The organism is Levilactobacillus tongjiangensis, assembly GCF_003946345.1.
Taxonomy (GTDB): Bacteria; Bacillota; Bacilli; order Lactobacillales; family Lactobacillaceae; genus Levilactobacillus; species Levilactobacillus tongjiangensis.
Window position 1 is genome coordinate 1 of record NZ_RHNY01000006.1, and the last position, 24,783, is coordinate 24,783.

Annotated in this window: 21 protein-coding genes; 15 read left to right on the top strand and 6 right to left on the bottom strand. The window is 47.3% G+C overall.

Annotated features, from left to right (window positions below; translation table 11 throughout):
- Positions 1-302: 302 nt before the first annotated feature.
- Positions 303-1,082, bottom strand: coding sequence for a hypothetical protein (locus tag EKM75_RS04425; protein ID WP_125692450.1), 780 nt, complete (start codon positions 1,080-1,082; stop codon positions 303-305).
- 206 nt (positions 1,083-1,288) lie between these two features.
- Here EKM75_RS04425 and EKM75_RS04430 point away from each other — a divergent pair, with 206 nt between their 5' ends.
- Both EKM75_RS04430 and EKM75_RS04435 read left to right on the top strand, forming a co-directional pair.
- On the top strand, positions 1,289-2,107 hold the full coding sequence (locus EKM75_RS04430) for a Cof-type HAD-IIB family hydrolase (protein WP_125692452.1): 819 nt from the start codon (positions 1,289-1,291) through the stop codon (positions 2,105-2,107).
- A 193-nt stretch (positions 2,108-2,300) separates the two neighbouring features.
- Positions 2,301-2,972: a matrixin family metalloprotease gene (locus tag EKM75_RS04435; RefSeq protein WP_125692454.1), complete on the top strand. Its 672-nt coding sequence runs from the start codon at positions 2,301-2,303 to the stop codon at positions 2,970-2,972.
- A 43-nt stretch (positions 2,973-3,015) separates the two neighbouring features.
- Here the strand turns inward: EKM75_RS04435 and adhP are convergent, their stop codons facing one another.
- Positions 3,016-4,032, bottom strand: coding sequence for an alcohol dehydrogenase AdhP (gene adhP, locus EKM75_RS04440; protein ID WP_125683304.1), 1,017 nt, complete (start codon positions 4,030-4,032; stop codon positions 3,016-3,018).
- A gap of 417 nt (positions 4,033-4,449) precedes the next feature.
- On the opposite strand from adhP, the gene EKM75_RS04445 reads away from it, so the two are divergent.
- On the top strand, positions 4,450-5,136 hold the full coding sequence (locus EKM75_RS04445) for a response regulator transcription factor (RefSeq protein WP_125683306.1): 687 nt from the start codon (positions 4,450-4,452) through the stop codon (positions 5,134-5,136).
- On the top strand, positions 5,133-6,767 hold the full coding sequence (locus EKM75_RS04450; protein WP_125692456.1) for a HAMP domain-containing sensor histidine kinase: 1,635 nt from the start codon (positions 5,133-5,135) through the stop codon (positions 6,765-6,767). The genes EKM75_RS04445 and EKM75_RS04450 overlap by 4 nt, the downstream gene beginning before the upstream one ends.
- Positions 6,768-6,879: 112 nt before the next feature.
- On the opposite strand, the gene EKM75_RS04455 is transcribed toward EKM75_RS04450, so the two are convergent.
- Positions 6,880-7,752 (bottom strand): hypothetical protein, encoded by an 873-nt coding sequence (locus EKM75_RS04455; protein ID WP_125692458.1) that lies wholly within the window; start codon positions 7,750-7,752, stop codon positions 6,880-6,882.
- A 339-nt stretch (positions 7,753-8,091) separates the two neighbouring features.
- Between EKM75_RS04455 and EKM75_RS04460 the strand changes: the two genes are divergently transcribed.
- Entirely contained in the window at positions 8,092-8,496 is a 405-nt protein-coding gene (locus tag EKM75_RS04460; protein WP_125692460.1) for a YxeA family protein, read from the top strand.
- A 456-nt stretch (positions 8,497-8,952) separates the two neighbouring features.
- On the opposite strand, the gene yidC is transcribed toward EKM75_RS04460, so the two are convergent.
- Together yidC and EKM75_RS04470 are read right to left on the bottom strand one after the other, a co-directional pair.
- Positions 8,953-9,867, bottom strand: a complete 915-nt coding sequence (yidC, locus tag EKM75_RS04465) for a membrane protein insertase YidC (RefSeq protein WP_125692462.1) — start codon at positions 9,865-9,867, stop codon at positions 8,953-8,955.
- A 218-nt stretch (positions 9,868-10,085) separates the two neighbouring features.
- Positions 10,086-10,358 (bottom strand): acylphosphatase, encoded by a 273-nt coding sequence (locus tag EKM75_RS04470; protein ID WP_125692464.1) that lies wholly within the window; start codon positions 10,356-10,358, stop codon positions 10,086-10,088.
- A 116-nt stretch (positions 10,359-10,474) separates the two neighbouring features.
- Here EKM75_RS04470 and EKM75_RS04475 point away from each other — a divergent pair, with 116 nt between their 5' ends.
- The 9 genes from EKM75_RS04475 (at position 10,475) to EKM75_RS04515 (ending at position 19,688) form a co-directional block, all read left to right on the top strand.
- A complete protein-coding gene (locus EKM75_RS04475) occupies positions 10,475-11,245 on the top strand; it encodes a TrmH family RNA methyltransferase (RefSeq protein WP_125692466.1) in 771 nt (256 codons plus the stop codon).
- A 123-nt stretch (positions 11,246-11,368) separates the two neighbouring features.
- Positions 11,369-11,866: an HD domain-containing protein gene (locus EKM75_RS04480; RefSeq protein WP_125692468.1), complete on the top strand. Its 498-nt coding sequence runs from the start codon at positions 11,369-11,371 to the stop codon at positions 11,864-11,866.
- A gap of 35 nt (positions 11,867-11,901) precedes the next feature.
- Complete coding sequence (locus EKM75_RS04485; protein WP_125692681.1) at positions 11,902-12,270, top strand: winged helix-turn-helix transcriptional regulator; 369 nt, start codon at positions 11,902-11,904, stop codon at positions 12,268-12,270.
- Positions 12,271-12,647: 377 nt separating this feature from the next.
- Positions 12,648-13,694, top strand: coding sequence for a phenylalanine--tRNA ligase subunit alpha (pheS, locus tag EKM75_RS04490; protein ID WP_125692470.1), 1,047 nt, complete (start codon positions 12,648-12,650; stop codon positions 13,692-13,694).
- Between the two features lie 9 nt (positions 13,695-13,703).
- The gene (gene pheT, locus EKM75_RS04495; RefSeq protein WP_125692471.1) at positions 13,704-16,112 is read left to right on the top strand and encodes a phenylalanine--tRNA ligase subunit beta; all 2,409 of its coding nucleotides are present in this window, start codon (positions 13,704-13,706) and stop codon (positions 16,110-16,112) included.
- A 336-nt stretch (positions 16,113-16,448) separates the two neighbouring features.
- On the top strand, positions 16,449-17,582 hold the full coding sequence (gene mltG, locus EKM75_RS04500; RefSeq protein WP_125692473.1) for an endolytic transglycosylase MltG: 1,134 nt from the start codon (positions 16,449-16,451) through the stop codon (positions 17,580-17,582).
- 3 nt (positions 17,583-17,585) lie between these two features.
- The gene (udk, locus tag EKM75_RS04505; RefSeq protein ID WP_125683330.1) at positions 17,586-18,269 is read left to right on the top strand and encodes a uridine kinase; all 684 of its coding nucleotides are present in this window, start codon (positions 17,586-17,588) and stop codon (positions 18,267-18,269) included.
- 106 nt (positions 18,270-18,375) lie between these two features.
- A complete protein-coding gene (gene greA / locus EKM75_RS04510) occupies positions 18,376-18,852 on the top strand; it encodes a transcription elongation factor GreA (protein WP_164508728.1) in 477 nt (158 codons plus the stop codon).
- Positions 18,853-19,379: 527 nt separating this feature from the next.
- Positions 19,380-19,688, top strand: a complete 309-nt coding sequence (locus EKM75_RS04515; protein ID WP_125683334.1) for a HesB/YadR/YfhF family protein — start codon at positions 19,380-19,382, stop codon at positions 19,686-19,688.
- 166 nt (positions 19,689-19,854) lie between these two features.
- Here the strand turns inward: EKM75_RS04515 and EKM75_RS04520 are convergent, their stop codons facing one another.
- On the bottom strand, positions 19,855-22,485 hold the full coding sequence (locus tag EKM75_RS04520; protein WP_125692475.1) for a YfhO family protein: 2,631 nt from the start codon (positions 22,483-22,485) through the stop codon (positions 19,855-19,857).
- A gap of 166 nt (positions 22,486-22,651) precedes the next feature.
- Here EKM75_RS04520 and EKM75_RS04525 point away from each other — a divergent pair, with 166 nt between their 5' ends.
- Positions 22,652-24,766, top strand: coding sequence for a peptidoglycan D,D-transpeptidase FtsI family protein (locus tag EKM75_RS04525; RefSeq protein WP_125692478.1), 2,115 nt, complete (start codon positions 22,652-22,654; stop codon positions 24,764-24,766).
- Positions 24,767-24,783: the final 17 nt, after the last annotated feature.

A 24,783-nucleotide genomic window follows, 5' to 3' on the forward strand; every position in this document is an offset into this window, starting at 1 on the left:
GGGGCAGTGTGCCCCTTTTATTATACAAAAAATTGGTGTTGATAGATTTCTCTATCAACACCAAATATCATAGAACCACAAAAGTTGCAGGATAAAGCAGGCGCGTCGTTCTGCTTAGTCGGTAGGCGATTTTCCTACAAGCTTAGCAGAAGACCAAGCTTGTAGACTCGGTATTTTCGAGGCTTCAAGTTGTGTCCGCACCGTTCCAGCACATACCTGGTGACCGGTAAGGCGGAGGGGGGACACTGGGGGTGCTTAATTTACATGCTAATATCGTTGTTATAGTAGGCGATGTGGTAGGATTACCGGATGGTTGGTGCCAGTAGATAGATGACGGATTCACCGTACTTAGCGTGGTTTTTCGGATAAGCGTAAGCACCAATCCGATAATGGTCGAAGCTACTGAACGTCAGACCTGCTTGTTTGAGTGCGCCACCTAATTGCCGTCGTTGCGCCTTAAGGAAGTTCGCAGATTTGGCAATCTTAGTGTTGGCTGAAAATGTCAGGACGTCTTCGGAAGCATCATCAAAGTAATACGCCAAACAGTTCATCACACCATCACTCATGGTCAGGGATGGAATCAACATATTAGCTGACAACTGGAGCTTTTTATCGGCAACGGTGCCAGGAAAGAGGCTGGCAAGCTGTTGATTAAGGTGTGCGTCGATTAGTCGTTTTTCTACGGCGTACCCAGGGGGACCAGCCAATGTACCAGCGGTCACGTGGTTGGGATTCACCCCTTTACTGAGATTGCCGTGCCACACGTAACCATGGACCTTTTTGTTGGCGCTACGGACCTCATAGTAAGTATCGTGGCTCTTTGATGGTGATTGTAGGACAATCTTTCGTTGGACGATCCAGGTGGTCCTGGGATAATTCTGTAGGTTGTGAATTTTTTTGGTATGTGCCCGATTCCACATGGGTTTCGGTTGCCCGAGCTTGAAATAGGTCGGGTAAGGGCGAACCTTCTTAGAACTGACCCAGATGTATGGGGTCCTAGTGTTGGATTTGGCCTGGGCGGTGACGGATAGTCCAAGTAATGGTCCAGTAAGTGCTAATAGGAACCAGCCTAGCTTTTTCATAGTGTTCTCCTCCTTAAAGTGGGGCGCGTACTGTTAGTCTAGCAAAATGTGCTGCAGCTCAGGAGTTAGACGCAAAATTGATTGCAACGATGGTGAAATTTGACAGCCTATCGGTTGTTTGTGGGAATTTTTTCGTAAAAGGTCTTGGGGCCGACCAAACATTTCGCGTATAATGAACCACACGAAGAAAATTGAGGAGTGAGATTGTGGCAATTAAACTTATTGCAACGGACTTGAATGGAACGCTGTTGCACGATGACCAAAGCTTTAACCAGGCGATGTTCACGGAAACTTTAGCAGAATTAACGAAGCACAATGTAAAATTGGTTCTGTCTTCTGGCAACCAATTTGCCCATCTCCGGGAGTTATTTGCTGATGTACTCACACCAGAGTTGGGTATCATTGCTGAGAATGGGGCGTCGATTTACCACGACAACCAGTTGGTCTTTGATGGTAGCTTGACCGCCAGTCAGTTGCAGACGTTTATTGAAACTGACCGTTTTTTACCGTGTCTCAAAGGCGCCTACATCATTTTAACGGGGGCTAAGGGGTCATACACAGAAATCGGTGCGCCACAGCAGCTGATTGATGCTGCGGAAAAGTTCTACGACAATCTCCACCAGGTCACGAGTTTACAGGCTGTGACGGATAAGATAAAGAAAATTAGTGTCTCGGTGCTACCAGGGCAGGCGGCACAATTGGTCCAATCGCTAAATACAGCATTAGCTGGTCGATTGGTCGCGCATGATAGCGGCTATGGGGTCGTTGACCTGGTGACGACTAACGTAGGTAAGCTTCCAGCGGTTCAATGGTTGGCCCGGCACTGGCACATTCAGGCTGAAGAGATCATGGCGTTTGGTGATGGCGCGAACGATGTGCCGCTGTTGCAGTTTGCTGGTCAGGGTGTGGCCATGAAGAATGCACCGGCAGAAATTCAGCGTGCTGGTAACCTGATTTCCGAATGGTCGAATCAAGAGGATGGGGTCTTGAAAACTATTCAACAGGTGATTGCCGAGCTTGCTTAGCTCGCCAAGCGAATACTAGCCGGCGGCGATTGTTATAATTATAATTTTAATGAATGAAATCATCGAATTGTCAAATTCCGATGAATGGCCATCGTTAAGTGAAAGAAATTTGAATTTTACTTGGTTTCTGCTAAATTCCTGAGTACACTGGCTTAAGTTAGTTCAGTTACCGAGTGAATAAGGAGACCCCTGAATGCGGAAACGTTGGTTAGTGCTACTCTTACTGGTCGTGAGTTGTTTGAGTATTTTGTATGTGCGGCATGATCTGCCGCAGGTCGTGCGTTCTTCCCAGGTGACAGTTGCTCAGGCCGCGAGCCGGTTAGTTATTAAGTTGCCGTTGGTCGGCCGCAAGGAGGCTGCTGGTGCGACGCCCGTTGAGGGAATCGTTAAACCTGGGCAACTCAAGGCGACCTACTATTATCATTTTGCGCCGAGGACAGCCCCGAAGACCCAGGCCCTATTCGAGCGGGCAGTGGCCGTCTATAATGCCACGGGCATCGTTAATTTGGTGCCGGGTCAACCTAGGCTTGGGCAAAATGGGATAACTCTGTATACGTATCACAAGGATCTTTCTAACCAACCAGGGTATTTGGAGTTGGGCAAGGGTGGCCCAGAAATCCAAACGATTAGCGGCATCAAACTGCTAACGGTTAATCGTGGTCGGGCAGGGTTGAACGCGCACTATCCTGACCGGGGACTCCAGGAGTCCGTGGCTATTCATGAGATTGGGCATGTACTGGGATTGGATCATAGTGAGAACCGCGGGTCTGTGATGTTTGCAATTGATCAGGGACACCTGCGTCTCTCGACGGGGGATCTCCTAGCTTTGCAGTATTTATATCCGAAAAAAGGACAAAAAAAGTAGCGTTCCTCACAGGAAACGCTACTTTTTATATTTTTATAGGAGATTACTTCGTGAAATCAACGACCATCCGACCAACAATTGAGTTGCTCTTCATTTCGTCAATGATGTCGTTAACTTCGTCCAAACGACGAGTCTTAACGATAGGGTGAACCTTACCTTCAGCACCGAATTGGAAGGCTTCAGCTAAGTCTTGACGGGTACCAACTAAGGAACCACGAACTGAGATACCGTCCAGAACAGTCTTAGCAATGTTCAATTCCATATCACCTTGTGGTAAAGCAACGGCAACTAACTTGCCATCTGGCTTCAAAGCGTTAACGGATTGAGTGAAGGCGTCTTTAGTAACGGCCGTAACTTGGGCGTTATCAACACCACCAACTTTTTCCTGAATTTGTTCAGCAACGTTGTCATCATGACGGTTGATCAGGATTTCGGCACCGTCTTTCTTAGCAGCAGCTAACTTGTCAGGGTTACCATCAACGGCAACAACGTGAGCACCGAATACATTGTGTGCGTATTGGATAGCCAAGTTACCTAAACCACCGGCACCAACAACTTCAACCCATTGGCCTGGCTTCGTTTCACCAGTCTTCAAAGCCTTGTACATCGTAACACCGGCACAAGTCAGGGAAGTTGCTTCTACTGGGTCCAAACCTTCTGGAACCTTAACGGCGTAGTTAGCATCAACGATACATTCTTCAGCCATAGCACCATCAACGGTGAAACCAGAGTTTTGAACGTTACGGCAAAGAGTTTCACGACCGGTTAAGCAGTATTCACAGTGACCACAGCCCTTAAAGAACCAAGCAACGGAAACCCGGTCACCAATCTTCAAGTTGTCAACATCGTCGGCAACTTGGATAACTTTACCAACACCTTCATGTCCAATGATCCGGCCAGGTTGCTTACCGAAGTCACCAGCGGCAACGTGTAAGTCGGTGTGGCAAAGACCACAATATTCCATCTTAACTAAGGCTTCACCATGGGTGATTGGACGTAAGGTAACATCTTTAATGTCAACGTAACCGTCGACTGAATCGCGAATAACAGCAGCTTTCATGAAAAAATCCCCTTTTCTTTTTTGTCTACATGCTCAGTATACAGCAAGTCCAAATAGTTTCAAGTGAATTTTTTAACATATACCATCTTTTTTTGTGAAAGTATTTAAACCATTCGCAGTATTGTTGACTTAGACTGATTAGTTTGCTCAATAAACGAATGTGAATAGTGAAACTATCAAGCTTTCATAGGCAACAATCATTTTTCGGGACAACCGGTTGCATGTTTTCAGAAAAGGTTAAAAAAGTCTATAGATGATTAAATTCACAAGTTTTCTGTGAATGGCTCAGGGGTTTTCGCATACAATTATGAGAAAATATGATAAAATTAAATGTTGAATGAATATCGGACGTTCGCTCATTCGTTGGGACATTTGAAGGGCGAGCGCGGCTAATTATCCTAGAGGAGTTAAAGCGCAATGAGTCGAATTTTAATTATTGAAGATGAAAAAAACCTTGCCCGTTTCGTGGAATTGGAACTCAAGCACGAAGGGTATGAAACCAACGTGCAATTCAACGGTCGGACGGGGCTAGAAGCGGCTTTGTCACAAGATTTCGACGTCATTTTGCTTGATTTGATGTTACCTGAATTAAACGGGATCGAAGTGGCGCGCCGGGTACGTGAAGAAAAGAGCACGCCTATTATTATGATGACGGCCCGTGATTCAGTGATCGACCGGGTCTCCGGTTTGGATCATGGTGCGGATGACTACATTGTTAAGCCGTTTGCCATTGAAGAATTATTGGCCCGGGTACGTGCACTTCTTCGGCGGATTCACTTGGAAGGTGAACAGAAGAATACCAAGCAGACGACGGTTAAATTCAAGGATTTGACGATTGAAAAGGAAAATCGAATCGTTCGTCGCGGTGACGAAGTGATCAACCTGACGAAACGGGAATACGAGCTATTGTTAGCCTTAATGGAAAACATCAATGTGGTGTTGGCTAGAGATGTGTTACTGACAAAGGTTTGGGGTTACGAATCCGAAGTTGAAACGAACGTGGTGGACGTTTACGTACGTTACCTTCGGAACAAAATTGATGTCGCCGGTCAGAAGAGTTATATCCAGACTGTCCGGGGTACAGGGTACGTGATGCGTTCGTGAGATCGCCACAAGTCGATGAATCCTTAAATGACGAGCCAAAGAAATCTAAGGGCTTCCGTTTTTCACTGAAGTGGGAATGGGCGCTGTCCACCGTTTTTGGCGTATTAGTCATTTTTGGTGTCATCGTTTTTCTTATTTTTAACAGCTTCATGACGGTGTTGATGCGGCAGGAAAAGACCCACGTTGCAGATTCAATCAACGTGGTAGTTGAACGGTTGAATAACCAGCAGACGCCATTGACTAGTGCGGGCGTAAACCGCCAGTTGCGGCCACGAGCGGTTCTGGGAACGACCAAGCAACCGGGAGCTTCCTATAACAATGCCGTGATTACGAGTTTGGCGCGTGACAGTCAGACGGTGACTGTTTTCGACGCACAGGGCAACGAGCTGTTTGCGACGGGCCGGAGTAAAGTAGCCTTCAAGCAAACCCGCAAGCAGCGAATCGTGACCCAGACGATCAACCATCGCAAACACTTGGTGGGCCGCATGCCTATCAAGGCCAAGCAGGGAAACCACTTACTGGGTTACGTGCAGGTCACCGACAATCTGCGGGACTATCACACGACGCAGGTGACCCTGTTGCAGGTTGAAATTGTGCTAGGATTGATGGCGGCGTTGGCCGCTGCGGTTCTAAGTTACAGCTTGGCGACGTTCTTATTGCGACCGGTCGAGGCCATTAGGGACGCTATTCACGCCGTTAGGGAGGATCCACAGACAGATGTCCGTGTACCTGAGATGCACCATCAGGATGAGCTGAGCGACCTGGGAGCACTGTTTAACGACATGTTAGACACGACCCAGCGCTATATGGACCAGCAACAGCAATTCGTGGAGGATGTTTCCCATGAGTTAAGAACGCCAGTGGCCATTATTCAGGGACATATGGAGATGCTTAACCGGTGGGGCAAGGACGACCCAGAGGTCCTGGATGAATCCATCAAAGCTTCCTTACAGGAAACGAAACGGATGCAGAGTCTGGTTCAAGAAATGTTGGATCTTCAGCGGGCGGAACAGATTGAGGTCAATTACCCGAATGAAGTCACTGATGTGAGTGAGGTTGTGCTTCAAGTCTTTGACAACTTCAAGATGATCCATCCGGACTACATCTTCATCTTAGATGACGATGTTCATCACGCCTTACAGGCACAGATCTACCGGAATCACTTGGAACAGATTCTGATTATTTTGTTAGACAATGCCGTTAAGTATTCTCAGAAACGTAAAGAGGTTCATCTGACGTACGAGAGTGACCGTCGGAACCTAGAAATTGCTGTCCAAGACTTTGGGGAAGGTATCTCTCAAGAGAACCGCGACCGAGTCTTTAACCGCTTCTACCGGGTCGATAAGGCTCGTTCTAGAACCAAGGGGGGCAATGGTCTAGGGTTATCGATCGCCAAACGGTTGATTGAGGCTTACCATGGTCGAATCACCATTGAAAGTGCTTTGGGTCACGGGTCCGTCTTCCGCATTTCGCTACCGATTCTGTCGGATGCAGATGCTCAGGTTTTAAACGAGAAGAAGGAGCAGATTCAAGCAGCCAATGATGTTCCAGGTATCCAGTCGCAATTACTGGAAGACTCACCAGTGGATTCGGCTGAACAGCCAGACGATTCATCTAAATCAGATTTTTAGCCTTCGTTAGTTGCTAGAAAATTAATATAATTAAAAATGGGAGATAGGCCATATAGGCTTATCTCCCATTTTTTGATGAATTAATTATTTTCTGGCTATGATTATTGGGTAACTACTTGACCTTCTGGGCAATAGCAAAAGCATAGAACTTAACAGTTAGGGGAGCATTATCTTTAACCTTATTGCCAGTTGTATTTTCGGCAATATTTAGTCCAATTTGATAGTTTTTCAAACGTTTTAGCTTTGCAGGTGTTAATCCGTAGTCTTTTGCTAGAATACGCTTAACTTTCTTGACTCGGGTAGCAGTTGCGACATTATTGCTTTTCTTTAAATAGGCAGTAACCTTTGGGAAATACATAATATGTGTGTAGTTTTGGGTCTTTAGAGAGCTAGATTTAACATCGGGAAGAGACGAATCTTCATCGGACATGGTTTCCGCGAATTTATAAGCAGCAATATTAGTTAAATCTAAGTTTAACTTCATATTTGGTAATGCTTTGACTAAAGTCTTAGTAATTTTTTGTGATTTAGAGTATTTAATGTAATTGGCATAGTCTGCGTTATTAGAAAACTTTGCGAGTCGAACGTAACGGCTCTTGAGCTGATCCATTGCTAATCCTTTGGTCAAATATCCACGCCAAACATAGCCAAGCGTTCCTTTAGGATGCTTTTTGGTGCCACTAGCATCGACATAATAATAGACGGCTTTTGTATTTCCATGTTTAAGAACCGCAATTGAATTAAGTGAGAACGTCGTGTTGGGACAGTCGGTCAAATAGCCGTATCGTTTAGTGTGCTTCTTATTCCAAAGAGCAACTTTTTTATTGGGGTACTTTGCCCGATAAGAAGTTGCTGGCACGTTGTACCACTTCTCTGAAACTACTGTGTACTTTGTTGCAGCTTGAGCCGATAGGGAAGATATGAGACATAATGCAATGCCAAGCGCGACACCTAAAACAATACCTAGTCCACTTCTTAATTTCATAGCATTCACTCTTCTTACTCGAGTCTACCATGAATTGGAGATGGATCAAAACAATGTTCGATGGCTAAGGCAGGCCGTCCAATTCCGTAAAATAGGCTATTTCAAGGGATTAGGCGGTACAATTCTAGGATTCATATCCAAAGTAGAGGTCTTCTCACAGCTTTTAAGTTGGATTGTTTCTCCGGTAGGGAACTTGATCCCACACTTTCCTTTCAACGTCGTTTAAACTTGAATTGCAGTAGGATTTTTTCAAAAGCAGGGTTGACAGCTTATATAAATTTCGCTATTCTGTGGTAACTACTTAATTACTATAGTAACTAACTAATACAGGAGGATATTATGAAAATTTTGGGGAAATTTGGTTTATTTATCATTGGACTCGCGGCCGTTGCTGGGGTAGGCGCGATTTTATTACCAGCCTTGACCAAGAACAGACATTCAGAATTGGCAATGGCTATCGATAATGTGAACCCGTTAGTGAAGAATGAAACGGTTTATGCGTCGACATCTGCGAAGCCGGTACGTCAGTTTATCGGTGGGGGTGGTGAGAAGGAATATACGTACCAACTGGTGACTTACAATCAGCAAGGGAAATCACGGACGTTGACCTTTGATTCTCAGTGGCGGTTGAAACCACAGCGCTTTTTGAAAATTGAAACAAAGGGGCAAAATGTGGAGTCTTGGTCTGAAGCGAAAAAAGAGTCAGTCCCCAGCGGAGTCCGGCAGAATTTGATGATGTCGTAAGCAAGATTCCCTTAGATGGGTTGGCTAAATGCTTAATCTACGCTTTCTGTATCTAACAACATCAGAGCGTTTTGCAATATGGTCAAGTGTTGACATGACGTATAACGATTACGCTAGGGTGGCGATTGATCGACAGCTATCTGAATTTCCAGAAGAGGTCTAGATGGACAGCTGAAGGTTGAAAGTAAGCTTCTTGTAATAGGCAATCATAATGAATATTGTCCTGATTTAACGATGACCAATCATTTTGGTAAATTTGGTGGTAGGTCGGCAGACTGCGGTCGTCGATGATTGTCGATTATCGGCTGTTAAGTTGGTGTTTGTATTAATCAATAAGCCAAGTAATGCGGTTTGTCAATTGGCCAGCCAATCACGCTTTTTTTAAAGGTCACACAAAAACCGCCATCCCAGGACTAATCTGGAATGGCGGTTTTAAGTTGCGTTAGTCTGAGTTGCTTAACGGTGATGCTGTTGTTTACCAGCATTCCGGTTGCGGTTCTTAACACTCGTTTGCTTAGCAGCGACAGCCTTTGGTTCAGGCTCAGCTGGCTTAGTAACAACGGGTTCCACGACTGGTGCTGGATTTTCTTTCATTTTGGCTTGGATTTCTTTACGAATTCGTGGCCGGTAGAAGTTGATGATCAGTGTTTGGATGCAGGCGAATAACCCACCGACGAAGAAGTACAAGCCTAATCCGGCTGGTGAACTCATCGTGAAGAACAAAATCATCACGGGTGAGAGTAATAAGGTCATGCGCATTTGTTTCTTCTGATCGTCCGGCATCCCCAACATAGATAAGTAACCTTGTAGTAGGTAAGAGGCGAAGGAAAGAATTGCCAGGATCCAACTTGATTTCCCTAAGGGGATGTTCATGAAGATGGAGCTCGATAATTCTGGTGAGTACCGAATGGCAGCGTACAGAGCAGCAAAAATCGGCATTTGGATCAACAGTGGCAAACAGCCAATTCCACCGGTCATACTGATACCATTATTCCGGTAGAGGGCCATCATAGCCTGACTGGCAGCCTGTTGTTCTTCGGGTGTCTTGGCAGCCTTTTGTTGCTTTTGTAAGGCGGTCATTTGTGGTCGAACCATGGAGATCTTTTCTTGTTGAACCGTGGCGCCACGCATTTGCTTGACCATGATTGGCAAGAGCACCATCCGTACGATAACGGTCAGGGCGATGATAGCCCAACCATAGCTACCGCCGAAGATGTTGGCAAACCAATCCATGACGTGTTGTCCAGGAACGGCTAAATAATCGTACACGAACCCGTAAGGCTTACCATTTTTGGTCTGCACACAGCCACTTAACAGAAGTGCGAGTCCGGCTAGTGAGCCGAGTGCCGGGACTTTCTTGGATATTTTCATTTTATGTTTTGAACCCCTTTATAATTGCTGTGTAGAGCGTGAACGCTCCCGACGGCGAAAACGCCGTCAACATCAAACATCTTACTTGATTTAGAGGCCTTTTTCAAATAATAACCAAAAGTTGTGCGTAAAATGATGGGCTTAATGTTTTGTGTGCATCAGTCCGCGGAGAAATCAGCCCCTGACCCCTGACTTGCCGGTTCAGATATCGTAACCGCCTAACCAACGATTTGAAAACCGTCAAAGTGGCGTAAGGGGAGGTCCGTCGCGTCGATGGCTTGAACGGCGATCCAGGGAGACAGGCCCCGCTTGAGTTGGCTTTGAAAGTCAATCAGTTGGTGCGATGTTCCAGTGGCAAATATCTCAACCTGACCGTTACGACAGTTTCTGACGGTTCCGGTGATGCCAAGCTGCTGGGCTGCTTTGGCCGCCGACCACCGAAAGCCGACGCCTTGAACTTGACCACTAACCATGAGTTTTTGGGTTTGCACAGGATTGTGTACCTCCTTTTGAGTGGGATTTCTTTCTTAATCATACCGCGCAACGCCCTGGAGCGACTAGCAATATGGTAAACTTAGGAAAACAAAATGGATGGGAGTAAGCAACCGTGAGAGAAAAGATAACGTCAGGGCAAAACAAGCGCGTCAAACAGTGGCGGGCATTGACCAGTAAAAAGGGACGGAAGGCAACCCAAACCTACCTATTAGAAAGTTGGCATTTGGTTCAGGAAGCGATTAAAGCCCAGCAACCATTGACTGCCATTTTGGGAACAGCCGAGCAATTGGACCGACATGCTGATGAGTTACCAGCTGATGTCGATGTTTTCGAATTAACTGAGAGTATCGCTAACACGATCGGCGATACCGGTACGCCCCAAGGAATCTTTGCGACGGCACCATTAACGCGAGATGAGGACGTTGACCCAGCAATGGCAACCGGTGTCTGGCTCTTCCTCGATTACGTGCAAGATCCCGGCAACATTGGGACCATGGTGCGGACGGCGGATGCTGCGGGGCTAGCCGGAGTGGTCTTTGGTAAAGGGACGGCGAGCCGCTACCTGCCCAAGGTCTTACGGTCGATGCAGGGAAGTCAGTTCCATATCCAAGTGGTAGAGGCCGACCTGCATGATTGGATCAGTGCCTTCACCAGTCGGCATTTACCGGTTTATGGAACAAATCTGGATCCGCAAGCGAAGGATTACCGGGATGTGCCCGCTCTCAGCGCCGGTGCTATCGTGATGGGCAACGAGGGTAATGGGATGGCGCCTGACCTGCAGCAGATGACGACTAGGAACCTGTACATTCCAATCAAGGGCCAAGCAGAATCCCTGAACGTGGCGGTTGCTGCGGGGGTCGTGATGTTCCGGCTAGTGGGCTGATGGTTAAGAAACAGTAAACCCGCTTAAAAATGAAGCGTAATGGTTGCAATTTGGCCAAAAGCAAGTAAGATATAGGGTTAAGAAGACTGAAAATCATAATTTTAAATGAAAAGGAAGCATTCTATGACCAAACTTACTTGGCGCGATGACCCCGAGTACCTTGCTTTAGTTTCTGACTTGTTGGCACAGGAGCCGGTTCAACGCCTGGCGAATTATACCCAGCATCACCACTCTAACCGATTGGACCACTCTATTTCGGTTTCCTACAATAGCTATTTGATTGCAAAGAAACTTGGTTTGAATACCCGGGCCACTGCGCGGGGTGGGTTGTTACATGATTTGTTTTATTATGATTGGCGCACGACGAAGTTCAATTTGGGCTCGCACGCATTCATCCATCCACGAGTTTCGCTCCGGAACGCTGAAAAGCTGACGGACCTGAGCCCAATGGAAAAAGATATTATTCTGAAGCATATGTGGGGGGCCACTCTTGCTATGCCTAGATATCGGGAAAGTGTTATTGTTTCTTTGGTGGATGACTATGAAGCTGTTCACGAATTCTGTGGACCCGCTCGTAAGCGTGTTGAAGCTTTGATGGACAAGGTTACGCCTAACGCCTAGTTTCAGTGAAACCTGGATGGGAGGCAACGATGAAGATGCAAACAATGTCACCAAAGGTGCCTGACGAATCCACCGTGGATTTCACACTTTGTCCACGATTCGAGCAGACCTTTTCTTTTTTAGGTAAGAAGTGGAATGGCTTAATCATTGATGTCCTGCTTCAAGAAGGTCCACAACGATTCCGTGACTTAGCGCGGAAGGTTCCTCGTTGTAGTGATCGCGTCTTGGTGGAACGTTTGAAGGAATTGGAAGCCAACGGCGTGATTGTTCGCCGGACTTTCCCAGATAACGCGTTGATTGAGTATGAACTCACCCAAAAGGGCCAAGAATTCAAAGACATTATGGCGGCCGTTCACGCCTGGTCTGATAAGTGGTATTGCCCAACGGAAACTAACCAGAAGTAGTTGACAGTTTTCAGAAAATCCGCTAGGCTAAGATAACGTAATAGTTAAAAACGATGATAGAAAAGCAGTAGCCGGTGTCGTTTGTCAGGAAGAGTTTGCCTAGACTGTAAGCAAACTTCAAACGGTTTGGTGAATTCAGTTCTTGAGTTGCCATCGGGATTCGTGGAAACACGATGAATGATTGACCGGTAAGTGACCGTTATCACGACTGAGTGTGGTCAAAGTCTTGGACTTTGACTGAAATCAGGGTGGTACCGCGAAGCTTCGTCCCTAGTTATGGGGCGGAGTTTTTTTGTTTGCCCATAAGACGGGGAAATCATCGCTGTAAGTAACGCGTAACTATGTTAGAAACAGAACACTAAAATGGAGGATGTTGTATGTCGTTAAAAGATAAATTAAGCGAGCTGCGCCAACGCGGTTTGACCGAAATTCAGAAATCAAGCGACCTCAAGGATGTAAACCAGGTCCGAGTATCACTGTTAGGTAAAAAAGGCCCCATCACGGAAGTCTTGCGGGGCATGCGCGACTTAGACGCTGAAGAACGGCCTAAAGTTGGTGCTTTTGCGAATGAAATTCGTGACGACTTAACGGCTGCATTGACTAAGCGGCGTGAAGAATTAGAAAATGCCGTCTTGAATGCACGCTTAGCAAACGAAAAAATCGATGTGACTTTGCCTGGGACACCAGTAGCCAAGGGTGAACCACACGTGATTCAACAAATTATCGATCAAATCGAAGACCTGTTCTTAGGGATGGGTTACCAAGTTCTGAGCGGTCCGGAAGTTGAAGAAGACAAGTATAACTTTGAAATGATGAATTTGCCTAAGAATCACCCAGCCCGGGATATGCAGGATACGTTCTACATTACAAAAGAAATCTTAATGCGGACCCAAACGTCACCAATGCAAGCCCGGACGCTGGAAAAGCACGACTTTAGTCAAGGACCTTTGAAGATGATCTCACCCGGAGTTGTTTACCGGCGCGATACCGATGACCCGACCCATTCCCACCAGTTCCATCAGGTGGAAGGATTGGTGATCGACAAGCACGTTACCATGGCTGACTTGAAGGGGACCCTTCAAGTTCTGGCTCACGAATTGTTTGGGGATAAGTTTGACGTTCGTTTGCGGCCAAGTTACTTCCCATTCACTGAGCCTTCAGTTGAAGCTGATATTACCTGCTTCAACTGTGGTGGTAAGGGTTGCAGTGTCTGCAAGAATACCGGCTGGATCGAAGTCCTTGGTGCCGGCATGGTTCACCCGAACGTCTTGAAGATGGCCGGCGTGGATCCTGATGTTTACGGTGGGTTTGCCTTTGGTGTGGGCCCAGATCGGTTCGCAATGTTGAAGTATGGGGTCGATGACATCCGGAACTTCTACCTAAATGATGTTCGTTTCCTCACGCAATTCACAAAGAAAGGATAACCGCCAACCATGAAGATTTCATACAATTGGATTAAAGAATATTTAGATTTAGACGTTAAACCCGCTGACTTGGCGGAAAAAATCGAACGGACTTCCGTTGAAGTTGATGACGTCGTTAAACCCAGTGATGGTTTGAAGAAAATCGTTGTTGGCCACGTTTTGTCGATTGAAATGCACCCCGACTCAGATCACCTGCACATTTGTCAGGTGGACGTTGGTGAAGACGACCCCTTACAAATTGTCTGTGGTGCGCCTAACATCGATAAGGGCCAGAAGGTCATTGTTGCCTTACCTGGTTCCCGCATTGCTGGTAACGTTAAGATCAAGAAGTCTAAGATGCGCGGTGTTCCTTCAGCCGGGATGATCTGTGCCTTACAAGAAATTGGGTTCTCAGACGATGTTGTTCCTAAGGACTACGCCGACGGAATCTATGTCTTACCAGCAGACGCAACACCTGGTGACGATGTGTACGATTACCTGGGGATGAACGACAGTCTGATCGACTTAGATGTGACGCCTAACCGGGGTGACATGCTGAGCTTGAACGGAACGTTGCATGATTTGGCAGCCATCTACGACCGACCAGTTACCCTTGATCAAGTTGATTTGAAGGAAGCCGGCCAAGCCATTGAAGACCAATTGGCCGTTCACGTGGATGCTGACTTAGCCCCTCAATACCGGATGCGGTTAGTCAAGCAGGTTAAGCTGGCCCCAAGTCCAATGTGGTTACAGATTCGTTTGTGGAACGCTGGTTACCGGCCAATCAACAACGTGGTCGATATCACGAACTACATTATGCTGAAATATGGTCAACCTTTGCACGCTTTTGACTACGACAAGTTTGCTGGTCAAGACGTTTACGTCCGGACGGCTAAGGCTGGTGAAAAGCTGACGACCTTAGATGAAGGCGAACACGACTTAGACCCACAAGATATCGTCATCGCTGACGACAAAGCACCAATCGCGTTGGCTGGTGTGATGGGTGGATTAAGCACGGCTATTTCCGATGAGACCGTTACGGTGGCCATTGAATCTGCCGTCTTTGAACATGATCACATCCGGAAGGCAGCCCAACGGCATCACTTACACACGGATGCTTCTCAACGGTTCGAACGTGGTGTCAATCAAGCAGGCGTGCAAGAAGCCTTAGACGCTGCTGCGCAAATGATGAACGAACTGGCTGCAGGGGAAGTTCAAACGGGCGCCGTTGTGGGTTCAGCGAACATTCCTGATCCAGCAGTTATTACGATTACGTTAGGTCACATCAACGCCGTCTTGGGAACTGACCTCGACCTCGCTAAAGTTACCCATATTCTGGAAAGCTTAGGCTTTGACGTCGCTAGCAAGGGTGAAACGCTCACGGTGACGGTTCCGGTTCGACGGAATGATATTCACATTCCAGCTGATTTGTTGGAAGAAATTGCTCGGATCTACGGTTACGATGAGTTACCAACGACCTTACTTACTGGGCGGATGACGATGGGGACGTTGACTTCCGCACAAAAATTGATGCGCGCAACGCGGCACTCCCTGGAAGGGCTGGGCTTGAACCAAGCGATTTCCTACGCATTGACGACGGAAGACAAGGCCAAGATGTTCTTGATGCAAGACAGTGAAACGACCCAATTGGCTTGGCCAATGAGTGTTGATCACGCATTTCTGCGGATGAACGTTGTCACGGGTCTCTTAGACGACATTGCCTACAATTCTGCTCGTAAAGTGAAGGATGTGGCGTTATACGAACAAGGCCGGGTCTTCTACCGTGAGAATGGTACTGACCGTCCAAGCGAACAGGAACACATTGCTGGTGCAATCACCGGGACGCTGATGCCTGCAGGTTGGAACCAACCTGCCCAAGAAGTTGATTTCTATCAAATCAAAGGGATCGTTGAAGCATACCTGAAAGACATGGCCGTTAACGGGGATGTCACTTACGAAGCCAATACCGATATGCCTGAAATGCATCCAGGGCGAACCGCAGATATCTTAGTTCACGGTCACCGGATCGGTTTCATGGGTCAAGTTCACCCTACGATTGCTAAGCAATTTAAGATTGGTGCCACTTACGTCTTTGAACTCAACTTGCAGGCAATCATTGATATGCCTAAGCAGGAAAACCAATACGACGTGATTTCACGTTACCCAGCGATTACGCGAGACATTGCCATGCTGGTAGCCGATGACGTGACGAACGAACAAATCGTGGCCTTGATTGAAAAGCGGGGCGGAGCATTCCTGCAGTCCGTCAAGCTCTTTGACGTTTACGATGGTGTTAAGGTCCCTAAGGGGAAGAAGTCATTGGCTTACACCCTCACTTACCAAGACAAGAATGAAACGTTGGTCGATGACGCCGTTACGCAGGCTTTCGAAAAGGTTGAGAAACGCTTGCAAGACGACTTAGGTGCTGAAATTCGTTAATTTTTGCTAATTGCTGCTTTCAGTTGGCAGGAATGCGACAGTGAGCAGTTATTGCAAAATTGATAATTGGCATCAGTAAATTTCAACGATTTCAGATGAAGTGCCTGGCTAACGTCCCTTAATTTATATTTTTTAAAAGCCAATTAAAGACGTGTTTGATTCTCTTTCGGGAAGATTGAACACGTTTTTATTAAAAATGACCGTTGGTTGGGTCAGGTTGCCAACTGGTTGCTGAAAAAAAGATTACATTTTCATCAAAGTCACACTTTCATGTTCCCGCTTGGGGGGAAGTTCTGTATAATAGAGAAGACTATGGCATAGAACGGAGGAAATAAGTTGGATAATGGCACAGATCCCACGCCTACACGGCATGAAGCGGGGAATAAACGTTCATTTGGACGACGCATCATCATTGGTGTGGCAAGTCTACTCGTGATTCTGGCGGTGGCAATTGGTATCTTCGGATATCACTATTTCCAGACGTCACTGAAGCCTTATGATTCTGATGATCAAAACGTGGTTCAGGTTCACGTTCCCCTTGGGGCGACCTCGAATAAGATTGGTCAGATTCTCCAGGATAAAAAAGTGGTTAAGAGTGGTATGGTTTTCAACTACTACGTTAAATCAAATAAATTCACGAATTTTCAGGCGGGTTACTATCAACTGAAACCTTCAATGAGTTTGAAGCAAATTGCCACGCAGCTTCAAAAGGGTGGTTCGGCAGAACCAATTCAGAGTCAATCTGGTAAGGTTCTGGTTCGTGAAGGTGAGACGATCGATCAATTAGCCACTGAGATTCCACAAACGACTGATTTCACCAAGAAGGAATTCATGAATCTGATGAAGGATCAGACTTTCTTCAATCAGTTGGCGGCCAAGTATCCGCAACTGTTAAGTTCGGCTAAGAAGGCCAAACATGTCCGGTATCGGCTGGAAGGCTACCTAGCACCAGCCACATATCAGGCTAGCAAGAAGATGACGTTGAAGCAGATTGTGACGCAGATGGTGGGCAATATGGACCAGCAGTTACAACCGAGCTACGCCGCCATTAAGAAGCAAGGCCGTACCGTTCAAGAAGTTCTGACCTTGGCGTCCTTAGTCGAACGTGAAGGGGTCACGCAATCTGACCGTGACAAGATTGCGGGGGTCTTCTTGAACCGAATCAAGGCTGGCATGGCTCTTCAGTCGGACATTACCGTGCAATACGCGCTGAAGACGACCAAGAAGACGTTGACCTACAAGGATTTGAAGGTTAAATCACCATACAACTTGTACACCCATACGGGGTATGGCCCTGGGCCATTTGCAAACCCAAGTGCTTCGTCGATCAAGGCGGTCTTACATCCGGCAGATCGGAAGAAGGGGTACTACTACTTCATCGCCAATACCAAGACGGGGAAGGTGTACTTCTCAGAAACCTATGCGCAACATCAAGAAAAAACAAGTTCATTAGCAAGTGATAATAAATAAAGGATGGCGACAGTGTTGGCAGACAAAAAGCGACCGATCATTATTGGTGTAACTGGGGGTTCCGGTAGCGGTAAGACAACCGTTAGTCGGGCAATCTTCAATCAATTGATTGGACATTCAATCATGATTTTACAACAGGATTCGTACTACAATGATCAGTCCGAAATGACCATGGAAGAACGGGCAGCGGTGAACTATGATCATCCCCTGGCCTTCGATACGGACCTCTTGATTTCCCAATTGAAGCAACTTTTAGACCGTCAAGCCATTGAGAAACCCGTGTATGATTACACGCTCTCAACGCGTAGTGACAAGACGATTCATCAGGAACCACGGGACGTTATCATCTTGGAAGGAATTTTAATTCTGGATGATGAACGGCTGCGGGATCTAATGGACATCAAGGTCTTCGTTGACACTGATGATGATATTCGAATCATTCGACGAATCGAACGGGACATGAATGAACGGGGCCGGTCGTTGGAGTCCATTATTCAACAATACCTAGCGACGGTTAAGCCAACTTACCATCAATTCGTAGAACCAACTAAACGTTACGCCGACTTGATTGTGCCTGAGGGTGGCGAGAACCAAGTTGCCATCGACCTGTTAGTAACCAAGATTCGGGCAATTCTCGAAGCTAGTGGTAACGAACAAGTTTTTGACAATCCAGATACAACCATATAGAATAGGACGGGTTAGCTGACAAAACGGCTAGCCTTTTCTAAATCACAATAAATTTAAGTCGGAGTGAAACTCACGGCATTTAAAAACTGTTAAAGGGGTGGCCAAAGTGGCACAAGAAAAAATGTATCCAATGACCGAGGAAGGCAAGGAGAAGCTTGAAGCCGAACTCGAAGATTTAAAGATCAATCAACGTCCTAAAGTAATTGACCGGATTAAGATTGCGCGTTCATATGGGGACCTTTCAGAAAATTCTGAATACGAGTCAGCTAAGGACGAACAGAGTATGCTAGAAACACGAATCAGCACCGTTGAACGGATGCTTCAATACGCCCAGATCATTGACAATGGTGGGACTGACAAAGATGAAATCACTGTTGGTAAGAAGGTCGTCTTCAAGGAACTTCCCGATGAAGAACCAGAAGAATACACCATCGTTGGGGCAGCTGAAGCCGACCCAATGTCTGGTAAGATCTCTAATGACTCACCCATCGCTAAGGGCCTTCTGGGTCATCGTAAGGGTGAAAAGGTTACGTTTGATACTCCGGGTGGCGACATGTCCGTGGAAGTCTTAGACGTTGAATAAAGTCGTTTAAAACGATACTAATTAAATGCCGAAAGATAAATTAATTGATCGCACTCCGGAGGCCAGAGATTCCGCCTGCTGTGGGGACGCTTCAGACTGGAATAGCACCAGTCTTCTCGCTCGATTTGAAGCCACGAAGACCCCGTGTCTCCAAAGTCGCCCGTGGTGTAAGTTGGAAAAATCACCAACTAACACCACAATCACGGCTGGCCGAATCCCTGGCCTCCTCCGGCTTTGATTGTGTCTTGGCATGATAGCCCAATGGATTATTAAAATTTATGCAACTAAATTATGGAACGGGTCACCGCTTGCTCAAAAGCTGGCGGTGACCCGTTCCTTTTTTTAAATATTTTTCAATAAAACTCCGGGTAAGCGTGGTGGTGACGGGCTTTGAGCGTTTTACTCGTAATGCACAATTAAATCGTGCATAATACAGTTAGTGAAATGATACTTGCAAAATACCCGTTTCTCGTGGTATAAATAGAATGAAAACGGATTCATAGTCTGTCTAAGAGGAGTCTTATATTATGAAAATTAAGGTTACTGATGCAGCAAGCAAATGGTTTCGGGAAGACATGGGTATGACCGGCCGTGGCGTTCGTTTCTTTGGTAAAGTTTACGGCAAGACCCCGGTTCACGAAGGGTTCTCACTAGGAATGACGCCTGATGATCATCCCCGCCACCCAGTTGTTGCGGAAAAGAAGGATGATGTGACCTACTATATTACTGAGGGGGATCAATGGTTCTTCGTGGGCTACGATTTAACGATCGACTACGACGCCAAGACTGATGGTCCCGTCTATCAATACGATGATAATGGTGAACTTGATAAGTAGTGGCAACAGCTAGGTGCATCGTTTAAAGGCTTCACAAGTAAAAAGGCCATCGCCAATTTCGGCGATGACCTTTATTTTTGTGGATCGCAGGGTGGCTATCAAATAGTTTTAAAACTATTCTGCATCCAATGAAACTTTTGGTCTTACGGTGTCTAGCTTAGGAAACTCAATGGCGACGGTGGTAGAGGTACCAACCACCAGTCAAGACGACGAGTGTTCCTAAACTAATTAGAATACCGACATTCAGGAGGGGTGGCCAGTAGGCGAGAGTCACCGTGTTTTGACCCTTGGGGAGTTTAACCGCGGTGAACATCCCGACAGTCTTGACTGTCTTGGCGGTATGACCATTGACGGTCGCGTGCCAACCCTGTGAGTAAGGGATGGAGGTGTTCAGAACTTGGCCCGACTTTTCACTCGTTACCGTTCCCTTAAAGTAGCGGCTGGTGTGTTTTGTCAAATGCCAAGGGTGGGTCTTCAGCTGGGTGACCGCTGACTGGAAGCGTTGCGTATCTAAGCGGTACAGCGTGAAGTTATCTAGCCAGAGGGAGCCTTTCTTGAGCTGAATCGTCAGCTTCATTGGCTTACCCTTGTCATGGTCGGCCGCACTCACCATGATGGTGTTGCGGTAGGTCTTGTACTGATTCAGGGTTTTACCATTTAAAACAAAGTTCGCATTGTCAGGGTTCACGGTGGAGCCAAACGTTAGATAATAGGCGTCATTGTCCTTCGGCACGAACGTCAGCGTAATCTTGGCCGGTTTCAACAGATTCTTCTTTTGCAGAACTGCGCCGGTGATTTTAGTCTGCTGATTAATATTTTGGAACGTGACCTGATTGAAGTTTTGGGCCGTGTAAAGTTTCTGATCGGCCGGATTCCCAGTCAGCGCCGCTAACCAGTTAGCCTGGTACTGGGCGGGGTCGGCTGTCTTATTCTTTAACGTAAGAATTTGGGAACTGGCAACGTAGCCCATTGGTAGGGCGTATGGGTTACGGTAGGTCGTTGCCCAGTGGTCGGCCCCAATCTTTTGGTAATCCGCTAGGTCGGCAGCGTTGGTCGCGGCCGGTAGCAGACTGCTACCACTGAGGGCACCAGACAATTCTTTTTGTTGGAAGTAGTATTTCATGTTCAACAGGGAATCAGTGATCAGGGTCCCGTTACTGTATTCAACGAAGCCATCCCCATCGGGGTTCCCAATTTTGCCATAAAAAGTGGGCGTGGTCTTGGTCAAGACGGATGAGAAGACGCCACCGCCATTGTACCCCGTCTGGAAGGCATCGCCCTTAGTTCGGAGGAAAGTCTTCCCAATTCGATAGGCGCCAGTGTCCTTCTGCTGGACCTTGGTGACCAATTGCTGGAGTTCATTGGTATAGTTGCCGTATTCGCCTTGTGACACGTAGCTGATGTTATTGAGAGACATGAAGGCGTTGGCGGAAACTTCGGTCAGACCAATGACGAAGAAGGTCAGTGGGTAGATCCAATGGGTCTTCATGGGCAGGGTCGTTAAGGCGAGGGCCAGAACGACGAAAAACAAGCCTAAGAGGACCTGGTTCATTTGTAGAAACTTGAAGGATTTCAGGTTAAGTGCTACGTAGGCCCCACCAGCAGCAATCAGCAGGGTGGCAATGGCAATTGCCAGCCAGCCAGGTTGAAAGTCGTCGGTAAGGGTTCGTGCGGCCAGCCAGATCAGCCAGAAGCTGACAATAAATGAGAATCGGTACGGGTACCAAACGGGGAACTGACCGGCGTGCCAGAGTAAATCTAATGGTTGAACGCAGAGGGAGAGGGCCAAGAAAATGGTCAATACCCCGGCGGTCAATCGGCTACGTAGGCGGACACGACGGTCGCTAAAGAAGAAAATACTTCCTAACAAAGCGATTGCCCCAATGAAGAGGTTTGCGGTTCCACTAGGCATTTGGTCGAAATTAAAACTGCCCATGAAGAACTTGGCCAACATCTTGGGTGGAAAAAATTCAAACTTCCATTTAAACGTGGTGACCGTGTACTGGGCCTTACTTTGGGCAAGGGACCACCAAGTTGGCAGGAGGATGAATGCGGCCAGTAAACCACTGGCGATTGAGGTCAGGGCAAATTTACCGGTTTGAATCAGTAAAGTCTTCCAATTGGAAAACCGGTCGACGGCCAGCCAGATAAAGGCCAGAATCATAAAAAGACAGATCATGTAGGCCATATAGTAGTTGACGACCAACATAATTGTCAGCCAGACGACGTAGGTTCGCCACTTGCCAGTATGCATCAGGAGATACAGCCCGTAGAAGATCAGGGGCAGCAGGTAGGCCGCGTCCAACCACATGATGTTCAATTGATTGGCAATCGACCAACCCATTAGGGCGTAGGCCGTGGCAAAGGTCACCAGCTTGAGTCCTGATTGGGCGGTCGTCTTGTCCAACAGCCAACCGAAGGCCAATCCCGCCAGGCCGTACTTAAAGACGGTGAGAAAGAAAACGCCGGTAGTCAGGGATGCACCGGGACACAGTAACAGTAGCCAGTTCAGAGGACTCAGCAGGTAGTAGGCCCAAGTTCCTAGCATCTCACCACCTAAGCCGTTCGCAAACGAGTAGAAGATACTGCTTGGGTCGTGGAGAATCGCCCGTCGCAGGTAGGCGAAAAAGTCGATATACTGTTGGCCAAGGTCAACGGTTAGTAAACTACTTGATCCGAACGGCGCCATTTGTCGGTAAATAAAATAGGCTGTCATTAATATGAAGGGTGTGAAGAACGCACCCAATAAAGTTGCTTGGCGTCGGGAAAGGGACCAGCGCCGTTTTTTGTCTTGCAAAAAAAGCCACCTCAATCTTTAGAAATTATAAAAGTTAACTTGGAGCCTGTACATTTTCCGTTCAGGTCTCTAGAATAGCATAGAATGATTAAATTTCGGTAGTGGGATAGTGGCCGACGGCGAAGTTTGGTAAAATAGTAACTGTACAATAAGGAGCAGAGCTGTTGTGAAGAATTTTTATAATCGCGTTAGTAACCGAAACCAACGGTCTAGTGGCGGCCCTAGCAAGTCGCAGATTCCGTTCCGGTTAAACTTTCTTTTCTTTATCGTTGCCCTGTTATTTGTGGCGTTGATTGGTCAATTAGCGTACCTACAAGTGATTTACGGAACGAAGTTCAAGGCGGAGGTCAATCAGACCGATACCACGATTGAAACCACCAACGTGCAACGGGGGATGGTTTATGATTCCAACGGCAAGGTGCTGGTCGGCAACAAGGCCCACCAAGCCATTTCCTACACGAAGGGTGTCAACGTCTTGTCTACGGACATGTACAAGATTGCCAATCGGTTGGGAACGTACTTAACGGTGTCAACCAGTTCGTTAACGCCGCGTCAATCAATCGATTACTACTTAACGGATGTGAATCGATTGAAGGCTGTTGAAAGTAAGCTCTCCTTTCCCAAAGGGGCAACGGCCACACAGAAGTACGATAAGGCTTTAAGTTATTTGCAGGGTGATTCTTCCTTTAAATTAACTAAGAGTCAAAAGAATGCCGCGGAAATCTTTGCGAAGATGAGCGGTGCGTACGCTCTGTCAACCACTTACATCAAGGATTCGGGTGTTTCTAGTCAAGAAATTGCCGAAATTGGGGAACACTTATCCGAGATGCCTGGTATCAAGGTTGGGACTAGCTGGTCACGGAATTACCCGAACGGGACGTCGATTCAGTCGATTATCGGGACGGTTTCTTCTGAAAAGACTGGGCTACCGAGTGACAAGGTCAACGAATTGTTGGCACAAGGCTACTCTCGTAACGACAGTGTCGGACAGTCCTACCTGGAACAGGAGTACGAATCTGTTCTGCGGGGAACCAAGGCTGAAAAACAGGTCGAGGTTGCCGGGAACAACACGGTGACCAAGGAAGTTCAGAAGTACGGTGGTCAGAAGGGTGATAACCTGCAACTGACGATCAACTCGACCTTCCAAAGTAAGTTGCAGTCGCTCGTCAAATCGGCCGAGTCTGGTGCTGGTGGTAACTCGACTGGGACCTACGCTGTTGTCATGAATCCGAACACTGGGGCCGTCATTGGGATGGCCGGGGTGGACCGGAATCCATCGACGGGGAAGGTCACCGAGAATGCGTTGGGGACCATTAACAGTGATATCGTTATGGGGTCTGTCGTCAAGGGGGCCATGGTCTCTGGTGCCTTGATGAAGGGTGTCATTACGCCAACGAATAGTACCTTGACTGATATGCCAATCACGGTTGGTGGGGTCAAGAAGGCTTCTTGGTTTAACGCCAATGGTGGCGCTAATATGGCAGTCAACGCAGCTTCAGCCCTGGAAGTTTCTTCTAACTCCTACATGATGCAATTAGCCATGAAGGAAGCTGGGTTCAAGTACTCATCAGGTGCGGCACTGACTATGAGTTCCAAGGCCTTTGATATTGAACGGGGTTACTTCAACCAGTTTGGATTAGGTGTTAAGACTGGCATCGATCTTCCAGGTGAAAGCACTGGTTTGAAGGGGTCCAGTTCACGGGCTCACATTGGGAACGCACTTGACTTGGCGTACGGGAACTACGATGCCTACACAGTTATGCAAGTTGCCCAATACATGTCGACGGTGGCCAACGGGGGAACCCGGATTGCCCCACACGTGGTTCAGTCCATCCGTGGCACCAAGTCTGACGGATCACTCGGGGCTGTCAAGTCCACTGTGACGCCAAAGGTCTTGAACACCATTGGGATGACGGAATCCGAGAAGAAACTGGTCAAGGAAGGGCTCTATGACGTTGTTCATGGGACCAACACTTACAAGACTGGTGCCGAGTTGGCTTCCATCTCACCAGGCATCTCAGCGAAGACTGGGACCGCTCAGACGTATTACAAGGGGAACGAAACGGTTACCTTGAGTCTGGCCTCCTATGCGCCTTCCAACGACCCACAAGTGGTCGTTGCGTTAGCAATGCCTAACTTGGGAGTCGGTGCCGAAGATAACAACATGAAGTTGGCCAAATCCATCTATGCTGCTTACTGGAAATACGTTCAGTCGACCTCGACGTTGACGAACCCAACCAAGGCAACGAAGTCGGGTGCAGCCCAGAACACCAACGGGTAATTTAGCTGTTAAGTATT